We start from the raw sequence: 19,628 nt of genomic DNA, 5'->3' as shown, positions 1-19,628 counted from the left end.
CGCGTCATCGGCCGTTCGGCTCGGAACGGTGCAAAAGGCGATAGGGGACGCACCGGCGCGCAGCGTCGACCAACACGCGCAAACCTCCTGGACCGGCGACGGGTGTACGTCGGGCTCCGGACCTGAACGAGGCACGTGACCTCGCCCCGCACCGGGGCGCCGGCCCACCATGATCCTCTTCACCCGGGCCGAACCGCAATCGGTATCAGCGTCCGAACACGGACACCGCGTGGAGGGAGGTGATCGCTAGGACCTTTCAGCCATTCCGCCGCCGGACGACGCCGGAGAGCAGCACGGCCCCGGTGAGGGCCCGGCTCGCGGCATGAACGACCCGCCGGGCCCGCCCCATGGCCAGGACGAGCGCCACGATCAGGCCGGGCCAATCGAAGACGACGTAGCTCCAGACGGAGATGTCGTCGCCGACGAGGGCGTGCCTGAGCGGGCCGTCGAGCAGCAGGCCGTTGAGTGTCGCCCAGGTCAGGAGGGCGACGGCGGCCGCGTACGAGCCGACCGTGAGCGCCACGGGGCCGGGCGTCGGGAGGCGGCCCGCATGTACTCGATCACGATACGTGTCCGGCCAGAGGTGAGCGAACTGTCGCCCGCGTTCGATGCCGGGACGGCATGACGGCACTCGCCCAGCACGGGAAGACCTGCGTGGCATGATTCCGCCATGACGGAGATCGGCAGATCCGGTGCGCACGACCGGGTGGTCAGCAGCCTGGGCACGGCCATCGTCAACGGCGACCTCGCCCCCGACGACGACCTCGACGTGGCGGCGCTCCAGGAGCGCTTCTCGGTGAGCAGGACCGCCGTGCGTGAGGCGCTGCGCGTGCTCGCCGCCAAGGGCCTGGTGGGCGCCCGGCCCCGGCGCGGCACCTTCGTGGCGCCGCGCGAGCACTGGGCGCTCCTCGACGCCGACGTGCTGCGCTGGCGCTTCGCCGACCGGGTGGACGAGACGTTCCTCGACGAGCTGGGCGAGGTCCGCCTCACCGTCGAGCCGGCCGTGGCCCGCATGGCCGCCCTGCGCCGCACCGACCGCGATCTCGCCGACCTGGAGGACGCCCTGGCCGCCATGCGTACGGCGGCGGGCCGGGCGGCCGTCGATCACGTCGAGGCCGACCTGGCCTTCCACCACGCCCTCCTGCGGGCCGCGCACAACGAGCTGATGACGCAGATGGCCACCGCGATCGAGGCGGGGCTGCGGCTGCGCGACCAGTTCGTGCACGCCACGCTCACCAGCGAGTCCGCCGACAAGCACGCCGAGGTGCTGCTCGCCGTGCGCAAGCAGCGGCCGAAGGCGGCCGAGAGCACGATGCGGGCGCTCATCGAGCGCTCGATCGCGGACGTCGAGCTGGCCAAGAAGGTGCACGGGGAGCAGGCACAGCACTGAATGAACGGCGGCCTGCCGGGGTCTGCGTCGTTACCTGGCCACGCCGGCGACCGCCACCGCCCGCTCCACGGCGGCCATCGCGCGCTCCACGGCGGCCATCGCCCGCTCCACGGCGGCCATCGAGCGCATCCCGGCGCCGGCCAGGGTCTCCATCACCGCGTTCAGATGGCGGGACCCGGCGGCTCGGAGGGTGGCGATGACGGGCAGCGCGGCCGGCGCCTCGTCCAGGGCGGTCATCCCGCGTCCTCGACGATCACGGTGCGGGGCACCGGGACGAGGGTGACCGAGCGCAGCTCCAGGGCCGGACGGGTGGCGGGCCGCACCTGGGGCGAGAGGAAGACGGGGGCGTCCGCGCCCAGCGGCAGCAGCTTGATCTCGATCCCGTGCTCCAGCACCTCCTCGCGGAAGCGGCGCAGCCCGATCTCCCAGGCGGGGCCGTACCAGAACTGGTCGGCCACCAGCCGCCCGCCGAGGTAGGCGCGGCCCACATCGCCGATCCAGTCCAGCCGCAGCAGCACCTCCTCCTCGCCCGTGAACGCCTCCCGGGGGACGGTGACGCGGTACACGGCGGCTTGCTCGAAGTCGGCGTCGGTGGGCGCGGAGGCCCGTCCGGAGGCGGGATCGATCACCGGGGGCCGCGCCGGGCCCGCCTGCCTGACCTCCTCCACCTTCGCCTCGGGCGCCTGACCGGCCGCGGCAGGCGCCGGCAGCAGGCCGAACACGCCGTCGGTGCCCGTCGCCGAGGCCGGCGCGGGGAAGATCCGCACGTCGGAGGAGCCCTGGCCGTAGACGACCAGGCGGCCTTCCTCGATCACCACGGGCCGCTCGCTCAGCACCAGCCGGTCGGCTCCCCACAGCCGCCCCTGGGCGGCGGTCAGGGCCTGGCCGGCGTCCAGCACCAGGACGGCCGCGCGGGCGCCGGCCGCGTCACGCATCCGCAGCAGGCAGCCGGTGCCCGGCGCGAGGTCGGAGACCACGAGGCGGTCGCCGTCGCGCTCCACCGTCGCGGGGCCCTCGACCTCGGTGGCGGCGTCGAAGACGAGTTCCACCGGGATACCGGCCGTCTGGCAGAAGACGTGCACCGGCTCGTCGCCCTCCAGCACCCCCATGGGCTGCGCGGTGGCGGTCAGCAGCAGGTTCCCGCCGACCGGGCGGGCCAGCGGCCACACGAAGTACGCCCCGGACGGCACCGTCACCGGCTCGCGCGGCACCACCAGCTCCCGCCCGCCCAGCTCGACCGCGAATCGCACCTCCTCGTGGTCGGGCAGCGTCTCGACCGGCTGGTGGTTGTTGACGAACAGGAACCCGGAACGGCCGTCGGAGCGCACGCACCAGCGCAGCGTCTCCCGGTCGGCGGTGTCGGCGGGGGCGTCCGGCGGCATCGCCAGCGTCATGGTGGCCAGGTCGGGCCCGTCGGCGGCCAGCCACAGATGTTGCAGCCGCAGGTGCCGGAACGAGTCGCGGAACTGGCCGTACTCGCCGAGCGGGGCCTGGAAGTCGTAGTTGATCACCGGGCAGTCGTTGGGGTAGCCGGTCGCGTGCGACTCCTGCAGCGTGGACAGCGCGCCGATCTTCTGGGACGCCCCGTGGTACATGTAGTAGCCCTGCCACACCGACCCGCTGCCCAGCTTCACCAGCCCCAGCGCGGCGATGTCGGCCGCCTCGATGATCGGCCGGCGGTGGTAGGAGGTGTACATGCCGCCGCCCAGCTCGCACGTGGCGAAGGGGTAGCGGGCCAGATGGCTCTCGTCCGAGCCGGTCACCTCGGTGGTGCGCAGGTCCGCGCCGATGGAGTCGTCGTCGCGGCCGGGGCCGAAGAAGTAGTGGGCCCGGCTCTGCTGCGGCGAGCCGTCGTGCGCGGTGTCCCACGCCGCCTCCGGGTAGCCGCCGAACAGCGGGATCACCTCGTCCGGCGGCAACTGCGCGTGCCCCCACCCGGTCGCCGTCCACAGCGGTGCGTCGATGCCCGCCGCCTGGGCGATCCGCTTCAGCGTGACGAGGTGGCCCGGCTGGTCGTGCAGCTCGTTCTCCACCTGCACCGCCACCACCGGACCGCCGTGCCCGCGGGTCAGGCCGGACAGCTGGGCGCCGATCTGCTCGAACAGCGGCCGGACCAGCTCGATGTAGCGGGGGTCGTCGGTACGCGGCACACAGTCGGCCGCCAGCACCCAGTCGGGGAAGCCGCCGTTACGCGACTCGCCGTGCCCCCACGGGCCGATCCGCACCACCACATCGAGCCCCAGCTCGGCACAGGTGGTCACGAAACGGCGCAGGTCGCGGTCGCCGCTCCAGTCGAAGACGCCGCGCCGCTCCTCGTGCAGGTTCCAGAAGATGTACGTGGCGACCGCCGTCACCCCGCCCGCCCGCACCTTCAGCAGCTCCTCCCGCCACTCCTCGGCGGGATAGCGGCCGTAGTGGAACTCGCCCATGATCGGGAACCAGGGCCGGCCGCCCCGGATCAGGTACCGGGAGTTCACGGTGATCGCGTCGGGCTGGTGGGGGAGGTCGCCCAGCCGCAGGTGGCCTTCCATGGGCGGGGGGATCAGGGCGGGGACGTCGAGTCGTCGCACGGCTGCACGGTACTGTGAATGCACGAAAAAATACTACTATTTGGGGTTCCTGTCGGCAGCCGGCCGGCCTGCTCCTGGAAGGGAAGGAGGCCGCCTGGCCCGCCGTCCGGGCCGGCCTCGATCCGAACGTGTTCCGCGTAAAGGACGCGGTCAGAAGCGGGTGGCGCGTACCTCGAACACGGTGAAGTCGTCGATCGTGCCCCGGCTCTGCAGCAGGAACCCGACCAGGCAGGCCACCGCCTCCACCCCTTGGGCGGCGCGCGCCTGCCCGGTCAGGAGGAAGACGAGCGGCGTCGAGGGCTGGTCGATGGCGAAGTGCCGGTCGTGGCGGTGCACGTCGTGCAGCACCTTGATCGGGATCGGCCGGGGTGAGGTGAACCACACCACGGCCGCCCACAGCGGCAGCGCCGGGTCGGGCTCGACCGCGGCGTCGTAGCACGCCACGCAGCCCTGGCCGACGTGCCGCCCGTGGGGGCACGTCCAGTGGGCCGCGTCGTGGTGGGACCGGTCGCCCGCACCGAAGGTCGCGGTCTCGACCACGCGACGGCGTGCGGTGCGGGTGCTGGGCTGGCTGATGATGAGTCCTCCGGATGGTCGCAGAGCCGATCGGCGACGAGGCCCGCTCGCCGGTGCGGACGGAAGCGCCCGGCCCCGCGCTGGGCGGCCGTCCCGCTGGACCATCCTGCTCGCTCAGGCGGGGTCAGGCGAGCACCGGCGGCGGAGCGGCGCTCCTCACAGCTTGACGAGTTTCGCGTACGGGGAGGCGATGCGATACGTTTCCGCGCCGAAATCGATGAGAACGGTGTCATCCTCGCCAACCGCGAGGACCCGGCCCAGACCGTATTTGTCGTGGCTCACCCGATCTCCCATCGTGAACTGCTCGATCGGTGGCGGCGGAATTTCCGGAGTGTTGAACGGGCTGCCCGGCGGGCGTCGCCGGACGGCCGGCGAAGTACGTCTCATTGGACAAGTATGCGCCCCACCGGCGAATAAATCGAGCCCGGGGCGAAATGTGCGGGATCCCACAGGGGCGGGACCTGGCCGGACGGCCTGCTCAGGACAAGCGGAAGCCGGGCCCTGGCCTGCGCCTGGACCCGGCGTCGTGCCGTGCCAGGTCAGGCGGGAACGATGTTCTCCGCCTGCGGGCCCTTCTGACCCTGAACGACGTCGAAGGCCACCTTCTGGCCCTCGGTCAGCTCACGGTAGCCGCCGTTGGCCACGATGTTGGAGTAGTGCGCGAACACGTCGGCGCCGCCGCCGTCCTGCGCGATGAAGCCGAAGCCCTTTTCCGAGTTGAACCACTTCACAGTGCCGGTGGCCATGTCGATCTCCTTCAGACAGTGCCGAAAACGAGAGAAATCACACCTCGTGAAATCTCGTGCCGCCGTGATGCGCCCATCCGGAAATTGGCCGGAAAACAGAAAACGCGCCCGTAGATTACTCCGTCAGGCGCGCATAAGTTTTTATGGGTACCATAACTGCAACGTACATCAGGCTAACACACTTTCTCCGTGCCCATCGCTGCTCGGGAAAAATCCCCGTGCCCGGCGCCGTGACACAACCATGACACGGCGCTGACGAGCCGAGGACATCGCCGTCCCACAGTGATGGGGATCGACCGGCGCCCGCGTCCCCGCGGCGCGTCCGGCTGTCCCCGTGCCACTGAGGAAGGCTGATCGAACGTGACAGAACGCTTGCGCGTCGCCGTGCTGGCGGGTGGGCCGTCCGCCGAGCACGAGGTGTCGCTGCAGTCGGCGCAGGCCGTGCTGGACGCCCTGCCGAGAGACCGGTACGAGCCCTTCCCCGTCATCATCGACCGGCAGGGCAGGTGGCCGGTCGAGCTGCGACGCGACCTCGCGGACGTGGTCTTCCCCGTGCTGCACGGCCCGTTCGGGGAGGACGGCGTCGTCCAGGGCCACCTCCAGACGCTGGGGCTGCCGTACGTGGGCTGCGGCGTCCTGGCCTCGGCCGTGGCGATGGACAAGGTCGCGATGCGGCGCACGTTCCTCGCCGAGGACCTGCCCGTCACCCCGTACGTCTGGTTCACCGAGCACGACTGGCGCACCACCACCGACCCGTGGGCCCTGGTGAAGCCGCTCGACTGGCCGATGTACGTCAAACCGGCCAACATGGGCTCCTCCATCGGCATCTCCCGCGTCACCTCCATGGACGAGCTGCGCGCCGGGGTGGACCTGGCGCTGGCCCACGACCGGGTGGTGGTCGTCGAGCAGGGGGTGTCCGCGCGCGAGCTCATCTGCGGCGTGCTCGGCGATCACGACACGCCGCGGGCCTCGGTGCCGGGCGAGCTGATCGTCTCCGGCGAGTGGCTGGACTACGAGGCCAAGTACCTCAGCCGGGCCGAGATCGCCACCATCCCCGCCGTGCTGCCCGAGCGGGTGGCCGACGAGGTGCGGGAGCTGTCCCTGCGCGCCTTCCGGGCGATCAACGGCTACGGCCTGGCCCGCGTCGACTTCTTCTACGAGGAGGACTCGGGACGCCTGTACATCGGCGAGATCAACACCATGCCCGGCTTCACCGCCCGCTCCGTCTACGCGCGGGCGTGGGCGGCGAGCGGCGTCCCGTACCCCGACCTGCTGCGCCGCCTCATCGACCTGGCGCTCGCCAGGAGCGCCGCATGATCCCCATGACGCTGGACGAGATCGCCAGGGTCGTCGGCGGCCGGCCGCACGACGTGCCCGACCCCCAGTCGCTCGTGACGGCGCCCGCGGCGGTCGACTCGCGCGAGGTCGTGCCCGGCGGCCTGTTCGTCGCGACGGCCGGCGCCCACGTCGACGGCCACGACTTCGCGGCCGCGGCCGTCGCGAGCGGCGCCGCCTCCGTGCTGGCCACCAGGCCCGTCGGCGTGCCCGCCGTCGTCGTCGAGGACGTGCAGACCGCGCTCGGCCTGCTCGCCAGGCACGTGCTCGGCCGCCTCGGTCCCGCCGTGATCGGCCTGACCGGCTCCGTCGGCAAGACCACGACCAAGGACCTGCTCGCCCAGGTGCTCGAACGGCACGGGCCGACCGTCGCCACCGACCGGTCGTTCAACAACGAGCTGGGCCTGCCGCTCACCGTGCTGCGCGCCGACCCCGCCACCCGCTACCTCGTGCTGGAGATGGGGGCGAGCAGGAAGGGCGACCTGACGTACCTGACCGGGATCGCGCCACCCCACGTCGGGCTGGTGCTCAACGTCGGCAACGCCCACGTGGAACGCATGGGCGGCGGCCTCGCCGACGTGGCCCAGGCCAAGGGCGAGCTGGTCGAGGCGCTCCCGCCGGGCGGGCTCGCCGTCCTCAACGCCGACGACCCGCACGTCGCCGGCATGGCCGGCCGCACCAAGGCCCAGATCCTCTGGTACGGCGGATCCGCGCCGGTCCGCGCCGAGAACGTGCGGATGGACGGCGCGGCGCGGCCCGCGTTCGAGCTGGTGACGCCCACCGGCCGGGCCCCCGTCACGCTCGACCTCATCGGCGCCCACCAGGTGAGCAACGCCGTCGCCGCGGCCGCCGTCGCCACCGCGCTCGGCCTGGACGCCGCCGACATCGCCGCAGGGCTGACCGCCGCCCGGCGCCGCTCCGCCGGCCGCCTGGAGATCGTCGAACGGCCCGACGGCACCACCATCGTCAACGACGCCTACAACGCCAACCCCGAATCCATGCGGGCCGGGCTGCGGGCGGCCAAGGCACTGGCCGGCGCCCGCCGTACCGTCGCCGTGCTCGGCGCGATGGGCCAGCAGGCGGACGCCTCGCGCGCCCGGCACGCCGAGATCGGCCGGCTCGTCGCCGACCTCGGCTACGGCGTGCTGATCGCGGTCGGCGACGGAGACCCGCTCGCCATGGCCGAAGCGGCACGGGCCGCCGGCCAGGGCGTCGCCGTCCACACCGCCGAGGACGCCGCCGAGGCCGTCACCCTCGCCACCGCGCTGCTCCAGCCCGGCGACGTGGTGCTCGTCAAGGCCTCCAGCGAGATCGGCCTCGCCGCCTGCGCCCGCGCGCTCGCCGCCACCAGTTAGAGGAACGGAGACTCATTGCGCACCATCGGCCTCATCGGCGGACTGAGCTGGGAATCGACCGTCATCTACTACCAGATCATCAACCAGCGGGTCCGCGAACGCCTCGGCGGCAGCCACTCCGCCAACAGCCTCATCTGGTCCGTCGACTACACCACCGTCGAGGACCTCATCTTCGCCGACCGCTGGGACGACGTGAGCGCGCTGCTGACCGGCGCGGGCCGGAAACTGGAGGAGCTCGGCGCCGACGTCCTGCTCGTCTGCAGCAACACCTTCAGCCGCGTCAGCGACGACGTCGCCGGCGCCGCCCGCGTGCCCGTCCTGCACATCGCCGACACCGTCGGCGCGGAGGTCCGCGCCCGGGGGATGCGCAAGGTCGGCCTGCTCGGCACCCGCTTCACCATGGAGCAGCCCTTCTACCGCGACCGGCTGGCCGCCCACGGCTTCGACGTGATCGTCCCGCGACGGGAGCAGCGGGAGCTGGTCCATCGGGTCATCTTCGAGGAGCTGGTGCGCGGGGTGATCAGCGAGCCGTCCAGGGACGCGTACGCCCGCATCGTCGCCGACCTCGCGGACGACGGCGCGGAAGGCGTCATCCTCGGCTGTACGGAGATCGAGCTGCTGCTCAGCGAGAAGGACACCGCCGTCCCGGTGCTGCCCAGCGCCCGCCTGCACGCGGAGGCCGCCGCCGCCTTCGCCCTGGCCGGCTGACACCCACCTCCCGCCCGCAGGGTGCCGCCCATACCGCACCCTGCGTCCCCGCCCGCAGGGTGCCGCACCCTGCGGGCGGACGCTACCGCGGAGAGGCGGCGGGGCGCGGTCGACGGTGGCAGCATCGGGCGTCCCGCCGGGATCGAGGGATCGGCGGGCCGCCGCGATCAGGCGCCTGCTCGCCGCGAACGCCGCCGCCTTCCTCTCGGCGAGCGGGTCACCGTCGTCGCCCTGCCGCAGGACCACCCCGAGGATCAGCCGGTCACGGTCGCCGGACGCGGGGCGGGCGGCCCACAGCAGCGCCGCGCCCGCCGCCGAGCTGGTGCCGGTCTTGAGACCGACCACTCCGGGGAACGCGAGCAGCTTGTTCGTGTTGACGATCGTGCCCGGGACGCCCGGCACGGTGACCCGGGGGGTGGCGACGATGTCACGCAGCACCGGGTTCTTCATCGCCTGCTCGGCCAGCCTGAGCTGATCGGCCGCCGTGCTGACCGTGGTGTCCTCGTAGCCGCTCGCCCCGGTGTAGACGGTGTCCTGCATGCCCAGCTCGGCGGCGGTCGCGTTCATCCTGGCGACGAAGGCGCGCTCGGAGCCGGCGTCCCAGCGGGCCAGCAGCCGGGCGGCGTTGTTCCCGGACGGGATCAGCATCAGCTCCAGGAGCTGCCGCTGCGTGAAGCTCTGGCCCTGCCTGATCGGCACCGTCGACTCGTCCCGATTGGCGGACTCGACCGCCGCCTGCCGGTCCACCCGGATGGACGGCCCCTGAGCGGTCCCGCTGAGCGGGTGGTCGCGCAGGATCACCAGGGCGGTCATCACCTTGGCCAGGCTCGCGATCGGCACGGGCCGCTGCCCGCCGTGCGTGCGGAGGCTGCCCGCCTGCCCGGCGATCGCGACCGCCGCCTGACCCGCCGCCGGCCAGGGCAGCGCCGCCGGAAGGGCCGGCGTCCGGGCGTACGTGCGGGCAGGCGTTCCGTCCCTCGTGCCGGTCGATGCCGGTCGCGGCGGGCCGGCGCCCGGGAACGACGGCGGCTGCGCCTGCGTGCCGCTGTAGACCATCCAACCGGCGGCGAGGACGGCGGACACGGCGACACCGAGCACCACCATGGCGGTAGAAGGGCGGGCCGCCGCCATCGACGATCGCGGCCGGAGCGGGAACGTGCGTGATGCGTCCATGACGATTCACGATCGGCGCCGAATGTACGCACGCCGTGCGCCGGAGGTCACCGTTTCTCGACGGCCACCACCGCTGCCGCAGGCCGTGACACGACGATGACGCGACACGGACCAGCCCAGGACACGACCGCCCGGCAGCGGTGACCCGGGCACGCATCCTGACCGCCCGCGACGTCGCCCGGCAGCGGTGACGCCGACGCGTGTCGTGACGGCCCGCGACGTCGGCCGGCGGCGTGACGCTGACGCGTGTCGTGACGGTCCGCGACGTCGGCCGGCGGCGGTGACGCGGATGTGCGTTCTGGCCGCCGCCGGGCGTGCCGTCAGACCACGGCCGTCGGCTCAGTTGCGGTGAGCTGGGCGTGCAGGCGTTTGCACTCGTGGACGAAACGGATCGTCCGGCGGCTGCGCGCGAACTCGGCCACGACCGGGATCTCCCCGCGCGCACCGGCCCAGCGGGCCACGTCGGCGGCGAACGCGACGAGCTCGGCGTGGGTCACGGTGATGCGCTGCCCCTCGCCCGGCAGCATCCCGGGCAGCAGCGCGCGTACGATGCGCCACACCTCGCGCTGCCCGCCGGCCTCGGCCAGCTCCGTCAGGGCCGCGACGGCGGGGCGGATCTCCCGCCAGGTGCGGCGCAGCACCAGCGCGAGCTGGCGGCCGATCGCCTCGGCGGGCAGGTCGCCGCGCGCGGCCATGCTCAGGATCAGCGGGATCATGCCGGGCACGCGGCCGGCCAGGAGGTAGGCGAGGATCACCGCCGTGGACTCGCCCAGCGGGCCCTCGGCGAGGTCCAGGCTCGCCAGCTCCGCCGGGGCCGCCCACTCGCCCCAGTGGCCGCGCAGCAGGAACGGCAGGAAGTTGACGGCCACGACCTCGCGGTGCGAGGGCAGCATGGCGGGCCAGGCCCGGAGGGTGCCGCCGGACTTGCTCATCGACCAGTCGTACGGCTCGCGCAGCAGCACCTCGTCGATCAGCCGGTGCCCGGTGGGGGCGGTCGTTCGCAGCACGGGCTGCAGCCTGACCTCGGTGAAGTGCTCCGGCTCGCCGTCGCCGAAGTCCACCATGGAGGCGCCGACCATGTGACGCCACACGTGGCCGCACTCGGGGTCGGCCAGCCCGCCGCCGGCGAGCCACCGGGCGGCCAAGCGCCCCGCCTCAAAGCCGGCCTCAGAGCCGGCCCTGGTGCCGCCCTCCAAACCGCCCTCCGAGCCGCCCTCCGAGCTGGCCTTAGCGCCGACCTCGGCGCCGATCTTGGCGGCTCGGTCGGCCGCGTCCTGGTGGCAGCCTCGGGGCAGCCGGAGCAGCGCCTGTGCCAGGTCGGCCGGGAGCGGCTCCACGCGCCCGGCCGCGGCGGGCGCCGCCCGGGTCACCACGCCGCTGAAGAACCGGGGGGCCACGGCGGGGCCGGACAGGGCCCGCCCGCCGGAGGTCGCCAGGCCGAGGCGACCGTCGATGAGGGAGGAGGGCGCGGCGTACGTGTACGCCTGCGTCGCAGAAGTCATGGCCGGGACGATAGATCGCCCCACCGACAAACCGGGTCAGCTCACCGGGCCGCCGACGGGGGAGGGGCGGGCGGCCTGGAGGGCGGCGCGGATGGCCTGCTCGACCCCCTGGTGCACGTTGAGCATGCCTTCGACCTCGGTGACGCGCAGCAGGCGGGCCGGCCCGGGCTGCAGGGACGCGAGGTGGAGGGCGGCGCCGTCGCGCTGGGTGGCGAGGTGGGTTTGGAGCAGGACGTGCAGGGCCGAGCCGCGCATGTACGGCACCTCGCTCAGGTCGAGGACGATGTGGTCGCCGTGGTGGCACGTGCGACGGATGTAGTCGTCGAGGAGGTGGGCGGTGGTGGTGTCGATCGTGCCAGCCACCGCGATCACGGTGACGCCGGGCAGGTGCTGGGAACTGAACGTCAGCGACGGCACAGCGGCGGACCTCCATCAGAGCCCAGGGGGGACGGGCATGTGTCCGGGTAACGTTCACACTACGCCTCCCCTGGTGCCCCTGCGCTACCCCTGCGGCGGCCTTCGGGCGCGAAGATCTCCCGGTTATCCGGGTTTGCCGCGAAAGTCCTTGCGAGCCAGGGTGCCTTGTGCCTGCCGGATGCGGCGGCCGGTGGCCTCCCCCGAGGTGATGACGATGAAGCGGTCGCGGCCTCGTGCCCACGGCGGCGCGAGCACACCCGTGGCGGTCATGAGGACTTCCGGCCCTGTTGGCGGGTGCGGCGCCCGGGATCTCATGGTGCGGGCTGCCCGCCCATCACCAACGGAAGGGAACGTGCTCATGACCGCGGTTTCGCAGGAGCAGGTGCGCAAGGCCGTCGACGAGGAGCCGCGGCACATCAAGCCGCGGCTGCTGGGGCACCAGCCCGGGCCTGTCGCTGATCTACGCGCACGTCTCCCGGCTGATCCGGCACACCGGCCAGCAGGCGATCTACCTGGCCGGGCCGGGGCACGGCGGGTCGGCGCTGGTGGCCGCCGGTTACCTGGAGGGCACCTACAGCGAGATCTACCCGCACGTCGGCCAGGACGAGGCCGGGATGCTGCGGTTGTTCCGGCAGTTCTCCAGCCCGGGCGGCATCCCCAGCCACGTCTCGGTGACCACGCCGGGCTCGATCCACGAGGGCGGCGAGCTGGGGTACGTGCTGGTGCACGCCTTCGGCGCGGTGATGGACAACCCCGACCTGCTGGGGATCGCGGTGGTGGGCGATGGGGAGGCCGAGACGGGGCCGCTGGAGGGGTCGTGGAAGGGCGTGTCGTTCCTCAACCCGGAGCGCGACGGCGCCGTGCTGCCGATCCTGCACCTCAACGGCGCGAAGATCGCCGGCCCGACGGTGCTGTCCCGCAAGGACCCGGCCGAGGTGCGCCGGCTGCTGGAGGGGCACGGGTATGAGGTGCTGGAGGTGGCGGGCGCGGACCTGCCGGGCATGCACCACCGCTTCGCCGCGACGCTGGCCGGCGCCTGGAGCAAGATCCGCACCATCCAGCACCTGGCCCGCACGGGCGAGTGGGACGGGGCGCGCCCCCGGTGGCCGCTGATCGTGCTGCGCTCGCCCAAGGGGTGGACCGGGCCGGAGCAGGTGGGCGGCGTGCGGATGGAGGGCACGTGGCGCTCGCACCAGGTGCCGCTGTCGGGGGTGCGTGACAATCCGGAGCACCTGGCGATGCTGGAGCGCTGGCTGCGCTCGTACCGGCCGCAGGAGCTGTTCGACGCCACCGGCGCGCCCACCGAGCCGGTGCGCGCGCTGGCGCCCGAGGGTGAGCTGCGGATGAGTGCCAGCCCGCACGCCAACGGCGGCCTGCTGACGCGCGACCTGGCCCTGCCCGACTTCCGTGACTACGCCCTCGACGTGCCGGAACCGGCGCGCACGCGGGCCGAGTCGACCCGGCGGCTCGGGGAGCTGCTGCGGGACGTCTACCGGGACAATCCCGACAGCTTCCGGCTGTTCTGCCCGGACGAGACCAGCAGCAACCGGCTGGGCGCGGTGTTCGAGGTTTCCGGCCGGGCCTTCGCCGAGCGCGTGACGGCGGACGACGTGGCGATCGGGCGGGACGGGCGGGTGATGGAGGTGCTGTCGGAGCACAACTGCCACGGCTGGCTGGAGGGCTACACGCTGACCGGCCGGCACGGCCTGTTCGCCACGTATGAGGCGTTCGCGATGGTCAGCGCGTCGCAGACGGTGCAGCACGGCAAGTGGTTGCAGGAAGCGGGCCGGCTGCCGTGGCGGGCCAGGGTGCCCAGCCTGAACGTGCTGCTCACCTCGACGGCCTGGCGCAACGACCACAACGGCTTCTCCCACCAGGGGCCCGGCCTGATCCAGGTGGTGCTGACCCAGCGCGGCGACGTGGCCCGCGTCTACCTGCCGCCGGACGCCAACTGCCTGCTGTCGGTGGCCGATCACTGCCTGCGCTCGCGCTCGTACATCAACCTGATCGTCATCGACAAGCAGCCGCAGCCGCAGTGGCTGGGCATCGAGCAGGCGGTGGAGCACTGCGCCCGCGGGGCGGGGATCTGGGAGTGGGCCGGCACTGACGACGGCGCCGGCGACCCGGACATCGTGCTGGCCTGCGCGGGTGCACGGCCGCCCGGACGCCGACCGGTTCCGGGTGCGGGGCTTCGTCGAGGAGGGCACCACCACCACGCCGTTCGACATGACGGTGCGCAACCGCGCCTCCCGCTACCACCTTGTCATGGACGCGATCAACAACGCCAAGCGGCTGCCGCGCGGCGCCGGCGACCTGATGGCCTGGTGCGAGCGCAAGCTCGCCGAGCACCAGGCGTACGTGGTCGAGCACCTGGAGGACCTGCCGGAGGTGCGCGACTGGGCGATGAAGGACTGATCGGCCCCGATGCCTGAGGACCAAGGTCCTCAGGCGCCGGGCCGTCCGGCACTGAGCACCGGCCGCGAGAACCGATGTGATGAAGGTGCGCAAGGGAAACCCGACAGAACAGGAAAGGGAGGCCCGCCATGGCCACCGCCATCAACCGGCCTGTGATGCACACCAGTGTGGGCCAGGCGGAGCACAAGAACCCCGTCGACTACGTCTGGGCCGCCGCCCGCATCGCGATCGGCTGGATCTTCCTCTGGGCCTTCCTCGACAAGACCTTCGGCTTCGGCTTCGCCACCCCGGCCGCCAAGGCGTGGATCCACGGCGGCAGCCCCACCACCGGCTTCCTCAAGGGCACCGGCGAGCACGCGCTCGGCGGCTTCTTCTCGGCCCTGGCCGGGCAGGCGTGGGTGGACTGGCTGTTCATGGCCGGTCTGGCCGGGGTCGGGCTGGCGCTCGTGCTCGGCATCGGCACCCGGATCGCGGCCGGCGCCGGCACCGCGATGCTGCTTCTGATGTGGGCGGCCGAGCTGCCCCTGACCACCAACCCGTTCATGGACGACCACATCATCTACTCGATCGTCCTCGTCGGCCTGGCCCTCGCCGGCGCCGGTACCACCCTCGGCCTCGGCAACCTGCCCGTCGTCCGCCGCACCCCGTGGCTCCGGTAGCCGCCCCGATCCCGCGCCCGCCCCGCCCCCGGGGTGGGCGCGTTGCCGTGTCCCTATAGGTCAAGAATGGGGGTCATGACGCGGTCTGTGTATGTTGCGGCGGGTGAGGCGGGAGCCAACAAGGCGACCGTGGCTCTGGGGCTGGTCGAGCTGCTGTCCCGGCAGGTGGGGACGGTGGGCGTGTTCCGGCCGGTGGTGCGGGCGGGCCGGGAGGACGCGCTGGTCAACACGATCAGGAGCCGGTTCCAGCTCGCGCTGCCGTACGAGGCGTGCGCGGGCGTCACCTACGACGACGTGCACGCCGACGTGGAGCGCGCGGCGGGCGAGGTGGTGGCCCGCTTCCGCGCGCTGGCGGGGCGGTGCGACGCAGTGGTGGTGGTCGGCACCGATTACACCGACGTGGGGGCGCCGACGGAGTTCGGGTTCAACGCGCGGCTGGCCGCCGACCTGGGCACCCCCGTGATCAACGTGGTGAACGCGAGAGACCGCGGCGCGGCGCAGGTCGCCGCGGCGGTGGAGCTGTCGTCCAGGGAGCTGGCCCACCACCATGCCCGCGAGCTGGCGGTCGTGGTGACCAGGGCCGGCGAGCATCTGACGCTGGAGCACCCGACGCCGGTGTTCGTGCTGCCGGAGACCCCGTCGCTGCGCGCGCCGACGGTGGCCGACCTGCTGGACGCCTGCGAGGGCCGGTTCTTCCTGGGCGAGCGGGACGGCCTGGGCAGGGAGGCGAGCGCGCTGATGGTGGGCGCGATGTCGCTGCCCGGCATCCTGGAGCGCCTGACCGAGGGCGCGGTGGTGATCATCCCGGCCGACCGGGCCGCGGCGCTGCTGCCGGGGTTGATCGCGGCGCACCAGGCGCCGGGCTTCCCCGCCCTGTCGGCGGTGCTGCTGACCGGCGGCACGCAGCTGCCGCCCCCGGTGGAGCGGCTGCTGCGCGGCATGGCGATCCCGCTGCCGGTGATCGCCACCGACCGCGACACGTTCGACACCGCCACCCGCCTGTCGGCGGTGGAGGGCCGGTTCACGCCCGAGGCGGGCGGGAAGATCGACACGGCTCTGAAGCTGTTCGCCGCGCACGTGGACGGCCCGCTGCTGCTGGAGCGCCTCGACATCGCCAAGACCGACGTCGTCACGCCCCTCATGTTCGAGTACGAGCTGCTCGACCGGGCCCGCGCCCGCCGCCGGCACATCGTGCTGCCCGAGGGCGAGGAGCCGCGCATCCTGCGTGCCGCCGACATCCTGCTGCGGCGCGGCGTGGCCGAGCTGACCCTGCTCGGCGACGAGGAACGCATCCGGGTCCAGGCCGCCCAGCTCGGCCTCGACCTCGACGCGGCCCGCGTGCTCAGCCCGTTCGACCCCGAGCTGCGCGAGCGGTTCGCCCGCGCGTACGCCGAGGCGCGCGCCCACAAGGGCATGACGGTGGAGCTGGCCCGCGACACGGTCACCGACGTGTCCTACTTCGGCACCCTGATGGTGCACACCGGCCTGGCCGACGGCATGGTGTCGGGCGCGGCGCACACGACCGCGCACACGATCAGGCCGGCGTTCGAGATCCTGCGGCTGGGGCTGGTCTCCAGCGTGTTCTTCATGTGCCTGGCCGACCGGGTGCTGGTCTACGGCGACTGCGCGGTCAACCCCGACCCGACGGCCGAGCAGCTCGCCGCCATCGCGATCGCCTCGGCCGGCACCGCCGCCCGTTTCGGGGTGGAGCCGCGGATCGCGATGTTGTCGTACTCGACCGGCGCCTCGGGCGCGGGCGTGGACGTGGACAAGGTCCGCGCCGCCACCGAGCTGGTCCGCGAGCGCCGCCCCGACCTCCAGGTGGAGGGGCCCATCCAGTACGACGCCGCGGTGGACCCCGCCGTCGCCCTGGCCAAGATGCCGGAGAGCCAGGTGGCCGGGCGCGCCACCGTCTTCGTGGTGCCCGACCTGAACACCGGCAACAACCTCTACAAGGCCGTCCAGCGCAGCGCCGGGGCCGTGGCGGTGGGGCCGGTGCTGCAGGGGCTGCGCAAGCCGGTCAACGACCTGTCGCGGGGCGCGACCGTGGCCGACATCGTCACCACCGTCGCGGTCACCGCCGCCCAGGTGCACGACGACGAGCCGCCGGCCTGAGGGGGCTTCAGGCGGGGCACCGCTCGAGGGTCTGGCGGGCGATCTCCCCTTCCTCGTCGGTGGGGACGACCAGGACGGGCACCTCGGCGCCGGGCGGGGACACCGCCCGCTCCCCGGTCGCGTCGGCCTCGTTGAGCGCGGCGTCCACGGTGATGCCGAGCCGCTCCAGCCCCGCCAGGGACTCGGCGCGGGTGGCGGCGTCGTGCTCGCCCACCCCGCCGGTGAAGACGATCGCGTCCACCCGGCCGAGCAACGCGTAGTAGGCGCCGACGTACTTGCGGATGCGCCGGGTGTAGACGGCCAGGGCCAGCCGGGCCTCGTCGTCGTCGCGGGCGCGGGCCTGGCGCATGTCGTTGGAGCCGGTCAGCGCAAGCAGCCCGCCGCGGTGGCTGAGCGCGTGCTCCACCTGCTCGGCGTCCAGGCCCGCGGTACGGGCCAGGTAGCCGGCGAGGGCGGGGTCGACGTCGCCGGAGCGGGTGCCCATGACCAGCCCTTCCAGCGGCGTCATGCCCATGGAGGTGTCGACGCTGCGCCCGCCGGCGATCGCGGTGGCGCTGGCGCCGTTGCCCAGGTGCAGCACGATCAGGTTGAGGTCGGCGAGGTCGCGGCCGAGCAGGGCGGCGGCGCGGCGGGAGACGTAGGCGCACGAGGTGCCGTGGAAGCCGAACCGGCGTACACCCCACTCGCGCGGCACCGCGTACGTGTACGCCTCCGGCGGCATCGTGCGGTGGAAGGCCGTGTCGAACACCGCTACCTGCGGCACGTCGGGGAACACTTTGAGCGCCAGCCGGATCCCGGTCAGGTTGACCGGGTTGTGCAGCGGCGCGAGCGGCGCCAGCTCCTCGATGGCGGTAATGACCGCGTCGTCGATGAGCACCGCCTCGGCGAACCGGTCGCCGCCGTGCACCACCCGGTGCCCCACCGCGACCGGGGCCAGCTCGGGGCCCGCCGCCGCGAACGCCTCCAGCATCGCGTCCAGACCCTCACCATGGCCGGGGAAGACGGCCTCCCGCTCGTACGGCGGCCCGTCGCCGGTGCGGTGCGTCAGCCGCCCCGCTCCTCCCCGATGCGCTCGACGAGGCCCTTGGCCGACCGCTCGCGAGTGCGCGGGTCGATGAGCTCGTACTTGATGGAGGAGGAGCCGGTGTTGAGGACGAGGATGGGGGAGGCCATGCCCCTGAGCCTAATCTCGTGCGGGGGCTTGACCTTGCCCCAGGGGCAGGGTTCGACGATCGTCCCCATGAACGACAACGACTTCCGCACCGTCGAAGCCCAGCTCCGCGAGCAGTCCGCCGCCTACTGCGCGGCCAACCACGTCCCCGGGTTCGTCGCCGGCGTTTTCCACGCCGGCCGGCAGGCCGTCGTCGCCCACGGCACCGCGAACGTCGTCACCGGCGCGCCGATGCGCGAGGACACCGGGTTCCTCATCGGCTCCGTCACCAAGGTCCTGACCACCACCCTGGTGCTGCAGCAGGTGGACCGGGGGGTGCTCGACCTGGACGCGCCGGTCGTCAGCTACCTGCCGGAATTCGCCCTGAACGTGCCGGGCGCGGCGGACAAGATCCTCGTCCGGCACCTGATCTCGCACACCAACGGCATCGACGCGGACCTGTACTTCCCCGACGCGAAGGGCCGCGACGCGCTCAAGGCGTACGTGGCGGGCCTGGCGGACTCCTGCGGCGTGCTGTTCGAGCCGGGCGAGCAGCTCAGCTACTCCAACGGCGGCATGATCGTCGCCGGCCGCCTGCTGGAGGTGGTGACCGGCCTGTCCTTCCCCGAGCTCCTGCAGCGCGACCTCTACGGGCCGGTCGGCATGAAGGACTCCAGCACCTCGGCGGAGCAGGCCATCCTGCGCGGCACCGCGATCGGCCACTTCCCCGACCCGGAGACCATGGAGGCCAGGCCCACCGGCCTGTTCACCCTGCCCGACACCTGGGGGCCGGCGGGCGGCACCCCCATCGGCACCGTCGCCGACCTGCTCGCCTTCGGGCGCACCCACCTCGCGGGCGGCGTGTCGCCCTCCGGCGCGCGGGTGCTGTCGGCCGCGTCGGTCGCGCTGATGCAGCAGGTCTCGTACGACATGCGCACCCCGAACGTCCCGCCCATGGGCATGGGCTGGGTGCGCTATCCGTTCGGGGACGTGACCGTGCTGGCCATGTCGGGCGCGTCGCCGGGCGGCGTGTCGCTCCTGTGCGTCGTCCCCGAGCACGACCTGGTCTTCGCCGCGTACGGCAACACCCCGGGCGCGATCATGCTGCACGACCAGCTCCTGCAGTGGCTCCTGCGCGAGCACCTCGGCGTCCCGATCCCCAGGCTGGTCACCGAGATGCGGCAGGACGTGGACCTCACCCCGTACGCCGGCACCTACCGCTCCGACCAGCTCCGCATCGACGTCAGCATCGTGGACGGCCAGCTGGAGGAGCGGACCACCTACGAGCCGGCGGACGGCGCGCAGGAGCGGATCTTCACCGCGTTCGCGGGCGGCGCCGTCTCCGCCCCGCCGCAGCGTTACGTGCCGATCCGGCCCGGCCTGTTCGCGCCCGCCGGGTACCCGCTGGAGGCGTTCGACGGATACCTGCGCCTGCTGCTCGTCTCCTACCACGACATCCGGGAGGGCCGGGCGCGCTTCCGCAACGGCGGCGGCCGCCTGACCCGGCGGGTCTGACC

At 73.0% G+C, this 19,628-nt stretch carries 19 protein-coding genes and 1 pseudogene; 8 read left to right on the top strand and 12 right to left on the bottom strand.

What is annotated here, in order from left to right:
• Positions 1–256: 256 nt before the first annotated feature.
• On the bottom strand, positions 257–523 hold the full coding sequence (locus KIS93_RS21940) for a hypothetical protein (protein WP_080045889.1): 267 nt from the start codon (positions 521–523) through the stop codon (positions 257–259).
• Positions 524–670: 147 nt separating this feature from the next.
• On the opposite strand from KIS93_RS21940, the gene KIS93_RS21935 reads away from it, so the two are divergent.
• The gene (locus tag KIS93_RS21935) at positions 671–1,390 is read left to right on the top strand and encodes a FadR/GntR family transcriptional regulator (protein ID WP_080045890.1); all 720 of its coding nucleotides are present in this window, start codon (positions 671–673) and stop codon (positions 1,388–1,390) included.
• 30 nt (positions 1,391–1,420) lie between these two features.
• Here the strand turns inward: KIS93_RS21935 and KIS93_RS21930 are convergent, their stop codons facing one another.
• From KIS93_RS21930 to KIS93_RS21910, 5 genes are all read right to left on the bottom strand, one after another.
• The gene (locus KIS93_RS21930) at positions 1,421–1,627 is read right to left on the bottom strand and encodes a hypothetical protein (protein ID WP_155129302.1); all 207 of its coding nucleotides are present in this window, start codon (positions 1,625–1,627) and stop codon (positions 1,421–1,423) included.
• Positions 1,624–3,960, bottom strand: coding sequence for a beta-galactosidase (locus KIS93_RS21925; protein WP_246005342.1), 2,337 nt, complete (start codon positions 3,958–3,960; stop codon positions 1,624–1,626). The genes KIS93_RS21930 and KIS93_RS21925 overlap by 4 nt, the downstream gene beginning before the upstream one ends.
• Before the next feature lie 150 nt (positions 3,961–4,110).
• The gene (locus KIS93_RS21920; RefSeq protein WP_080045892.1) at positions 4,111–4,500 is read right to left on the bottom strand and encodes a hypothetical protein; all 390 of its coding nucleotides are present in this window, start codon (positions 4,498–4,500) and stop codon (positions 4,111–4,113) included.
• 192 nt (positions 4,501–4,692) lie between these two features.
• Positions 4,693–4,923 (bottom strand): hypothetical protein, encoded by a 231-nt coding sequence (locus tag KIS93_RS21915; protein WP_080045893.1) that lies wholly within the window; start codon positions 4,921–4,923, stop codon positions 4,693–4,695.
• 152 nt (positions 4,924–5,075) lie between these two features.
• Complete coding sequence (locus tag KIS93_RS21910) at positions 5,076–5,282, bottom strand: cold-shock protein (RefSeq protein ID WP_080045894.1); 207 nt, start codon at positions 5,280–5,282, stop codon at positions 5,076–5,078.
• Positions 5,283–5,642: 360 nt separating this feature from the next.
• Here KIS93_RS21910 and KIS93_RS21905 point away from each other — a divergent pair, with 360 nt between their 5' ends.
• From KIS93_RS21905 to KIS93_RS21895, 3 genes are read left to right on the top strand one after another with little or no spacing between them, the layout of a single operon-like run.
• A complete protein-coding gene (locus KIS93_RS21905; RefSeq protein WP_080045895.1) occupies positions 5,643–6,599 on the top strand; it encodes a D-alanine--D-alanine ligase family protein in 957 nt (318 codons plus the stop codon).
• Complete coding sequence (locus KIS93_RS21900; protein WP_080045896.1) at positions 6,596–7,972, top strand: UDP-N-acetylmuramoyl-tripeptide--D-alanyl-D-alanine ligase; 1,377 nt, start codon at positions 6,596–6,598, stop codon at positions 7,970–7,972. The genes KIS93_RS21905 and KIS93_RS21900 overlap by 4 nt, the downstream gene beginning before the upstream one ends.
• A gap of 15 nt (positions 7,973–7,987) precedes the next feature.
• Positions 7,988–8,680: an aspartate/glutamate racemase family protein gene (locus KIS93_RS21895; protein WP_080045897.1), complete on the top strand. Its 693-nt coding sequence runs from the start codon at positions 7,988–7,990 to the stop codon at positions 8,678–8,680.
• Between the two features lie 342 nt (positions 8,681–9,022).
• On the opposite strand, the pseudogene KIS93_RS69040 reads toward KIS93_RS21895, so the two are convergent.
• The 4 genes and pseudogenes from KIS93_RS69040 to KIS93_RS21875 all read right to left on the bottom strand — a co-directional run.
• Positions 9,023–9,736, bottom strand: a pseudogene (locus KIS93_RS69040) (D-alanyl-D-alanine carboxypeptidase family protein); the annotation flags it as partial.
• A 437-nt stretch (positions 9,737–10,173) separates the two neighbouring features.
• Positions 10,174–11,355: a hypothetical protein gene (locus KIS93_RS21885; RefSeq protein WP_080045899.1), complete on the bottom strand. Its 1,182-nt coding sequence runs from the start codon at positions 11,353–11,355 to the stop codon at positions 10,174–10,176.
• A 36-nt stretch (positions 11,356–11,391) separates the two neighbouring features.
• Complete coding sequence (locus KIS93_RS21880; RefSeq protein WP_080045900.1) at positions 11,392–11,772, bottom strand: STAS domain-containing protein; 381 nt, start codon at positions 11,770–11,772, stop codon at positions 11,392–11,394.
• A 123-nt stretch (positions 11,773–11,895) separates the two neighbouring features.
• Positions 11,896–12,042 (bottom strand): hypothetical protein, encoded by a 147-nt coding sequence (locus tag KIS93_RS21875; protein ID WP_155129305.1) that lies wholly within the window; start codon positions 12,040–12,042, stop codon positions 11,896–11,898.
• Between the two features lie 179 nt (positions 12,043–12,221).
• Between KIS93_RS21875 and KIS93_RS21870 the strand changes: the two genes are divergently transcribed.
• The 3 genes from KIS93_RS21870 to pta all read left to right on the top strand — a co-directional run bounded on the left by KIS93_RS21870 (position 12,222) and on the right by pta (position 16,961).
• Positions 12,222–14,204: a phosphoketolase family protein gene (locus tag KIS93_RS21870; protein ID WP_478212900.1), complete on the top strand. Its 1,983-nt coding sequence runs from the start codon at positions 12,222–12,224 to the stop codon at positions 14,202–14,204.
• A gap of 111 nt (positions 14,205–14,315) precedes the next feature.
• Positions 14,316–14,846 (top strand): hypothetical protein, encoded by a 531-nt coding sequence (locus KIS93_RS21865; RefSeq protein WP_080045901.1) that lies wholly within the window; start codon positions 14,316–14,318, stop codon positions 14,844–14,846.
• Positions 14,847–14,921: 75 nt separating this feature from the next.
• Positions 14,922–16,961 carry a phosphate acetyltransferase gene (pta, locus tag KIS93_RS21860; protein ID WP_080045902.1) on the top strand — a complete coding sequence of 680 codons (2,040 nt, stop codon included), beginning with the start codon at positions 14,922–14,924 and terminating at the stop codon, positions 16,959–16,961.
• 7 nt (positions 16,962–16,968) lie between these two features.
• Here pta and KIS93_RS21855 read toward each other — a convergent pair whose 3' ends face one another.
• Entirely contained in the window at positions 16,969–17,931 is a 963-nt protein-coding gene (locus KIS93_RS21855; protein WP_186404375.1) for an acetate/propionate family kinase, read from the bottom strand.
• A gap of 74 nt (positions 17,932–18,005) precedes the next feature.
• On the bottom strand, positions 18,006–18,134 hold the full coding sequence (locus KIS93_RS67560) for a hypothetical protein (protein WP_186404374.1): 129 nt from the start codon (positions 18,132–18,134) through the stop codon (positions 18,006–18,008).
• A 67-nt stretch (positions 18,135–18,201) separates the two neighbouring features.
• Between KIS93_RS67560 and KIS93_RS21845 the strand changes: the two genes are divergently transcribed.
• Positions 18,202–19,626, top strand: a complete 1,425-nt coding sequence (locus KIS93_RS21845) for a serine hydrolase domain-containing protein (RefSeq protein WP_080045904.1) — start codon at positions 18,202–18,204, stop codon at positions 19,624–19,626.
• Positions 19,627–19,628 lie beyond the last annotated feature (2 nt).

This window comes from [Actinomadura] parvosata subsp. kistnae (assembly GCF_900323885.1).
Taxonomy (GTDB): Bacteria; Actinomycetota; Actinomycetes; order Streptosporangiales; family Streptosporangiaceae; genus Nonomuraea; species Nonomuraea composti.
Note: the sequence above shows the minus strand (reverse complement) of the source record. Positions and strands in the feature narration are given on the sequence as shown.

Excerpts from the sequence above, each read along its gene's own strand:
- KIS93_RS21935 (WP_080045890.1), top strand. The coding sequence starts at position 671 with ATGACGGAGATCGGCAGATCCGGTGCGCACGACCGGGTGGTCAGCAGC.
- KIS93_RS21930 (WP_155129302.1), bottom strand. The coding sequence starts at position 1,627 with ATGACCGCCCTGGACGAGGCGCCGGCCGCGCTGCCCGTCATCGCCACC.
- KIS93_RS21915 (WP_080045893.1), bottom strand. The coding sequence starts at position 4,923 with ATGAGACGTACTTCGCCGGCCGTCCGGCGACGCCCGCCGGGCAGCCCG.
- KIS93_RS21910 (WP_080045894.1), bottom strand. The coding sequence starts at position 5,282 with ATGGCCACCGGCACTGTGAAGTGGTTCAACTCGGAAAAGGGCTTCGGC.
- KIS93_RS21900 (WP_080045896.1), top strand. The coding sequence starts at position 6,596 with ATGATCCCCATGACGCTGGACGAGATCGCCAGGGTCGTCGGCGGCCGG.
- KIS93_RS21885 (WP_080045899.1), bottom strand. The coding sequence starts at position 11,355 with ATGACTTCTGCGACGCAGGCGTACACGTACGCCGCGCCCTCCTCCCTC.
- KIS93_RS21875 (WP_155129305.1), bottom strand. The coding sequence starts at position 12,042 with ATGACCGCCACGGGTGTGCTCGCGCCGCCGTGGGCACGAGGCCGCGAC.
- KIS93_RS21865 (WP_080045901.1), top strand. The coding sequence starts at position 14,316 with ATGGCCACCGCCATCAACCGGCCTGTGATGCACACCAGTGTGGGCCAG.
- pta (WP_080045902.1), top strand. The coding sequence starts at position 14,922 with ATGACGCGGTCTGTGTATGTTGCGGCGGGTGAGGCGGGAGCCAACAAG.
- KIS93_RS21855 (WP_186404375.1), bottom strand. The coding sequence starts at position 17,931 with ATGCTGGAGGCGTTCGCGGCGGCGGGCCCCGAGCTGGCCCCGGTCGCG.
- KIS93_RS67560 (WP_186404374.1), bottom strand. The coding sequence starts at position 18,134 with ATGGCCTCCCCCATCCTCGTCCTCAACACCGGCTCCTCCTCCATCAAG.
- KIS93_RS21845 (WP_080045904.1), top strand. The coding sequence starts at position 18,202 with ATGAACGACAACGACTTCCGCACCGTCGAAGCCCAGCTCCGCGAGCAG.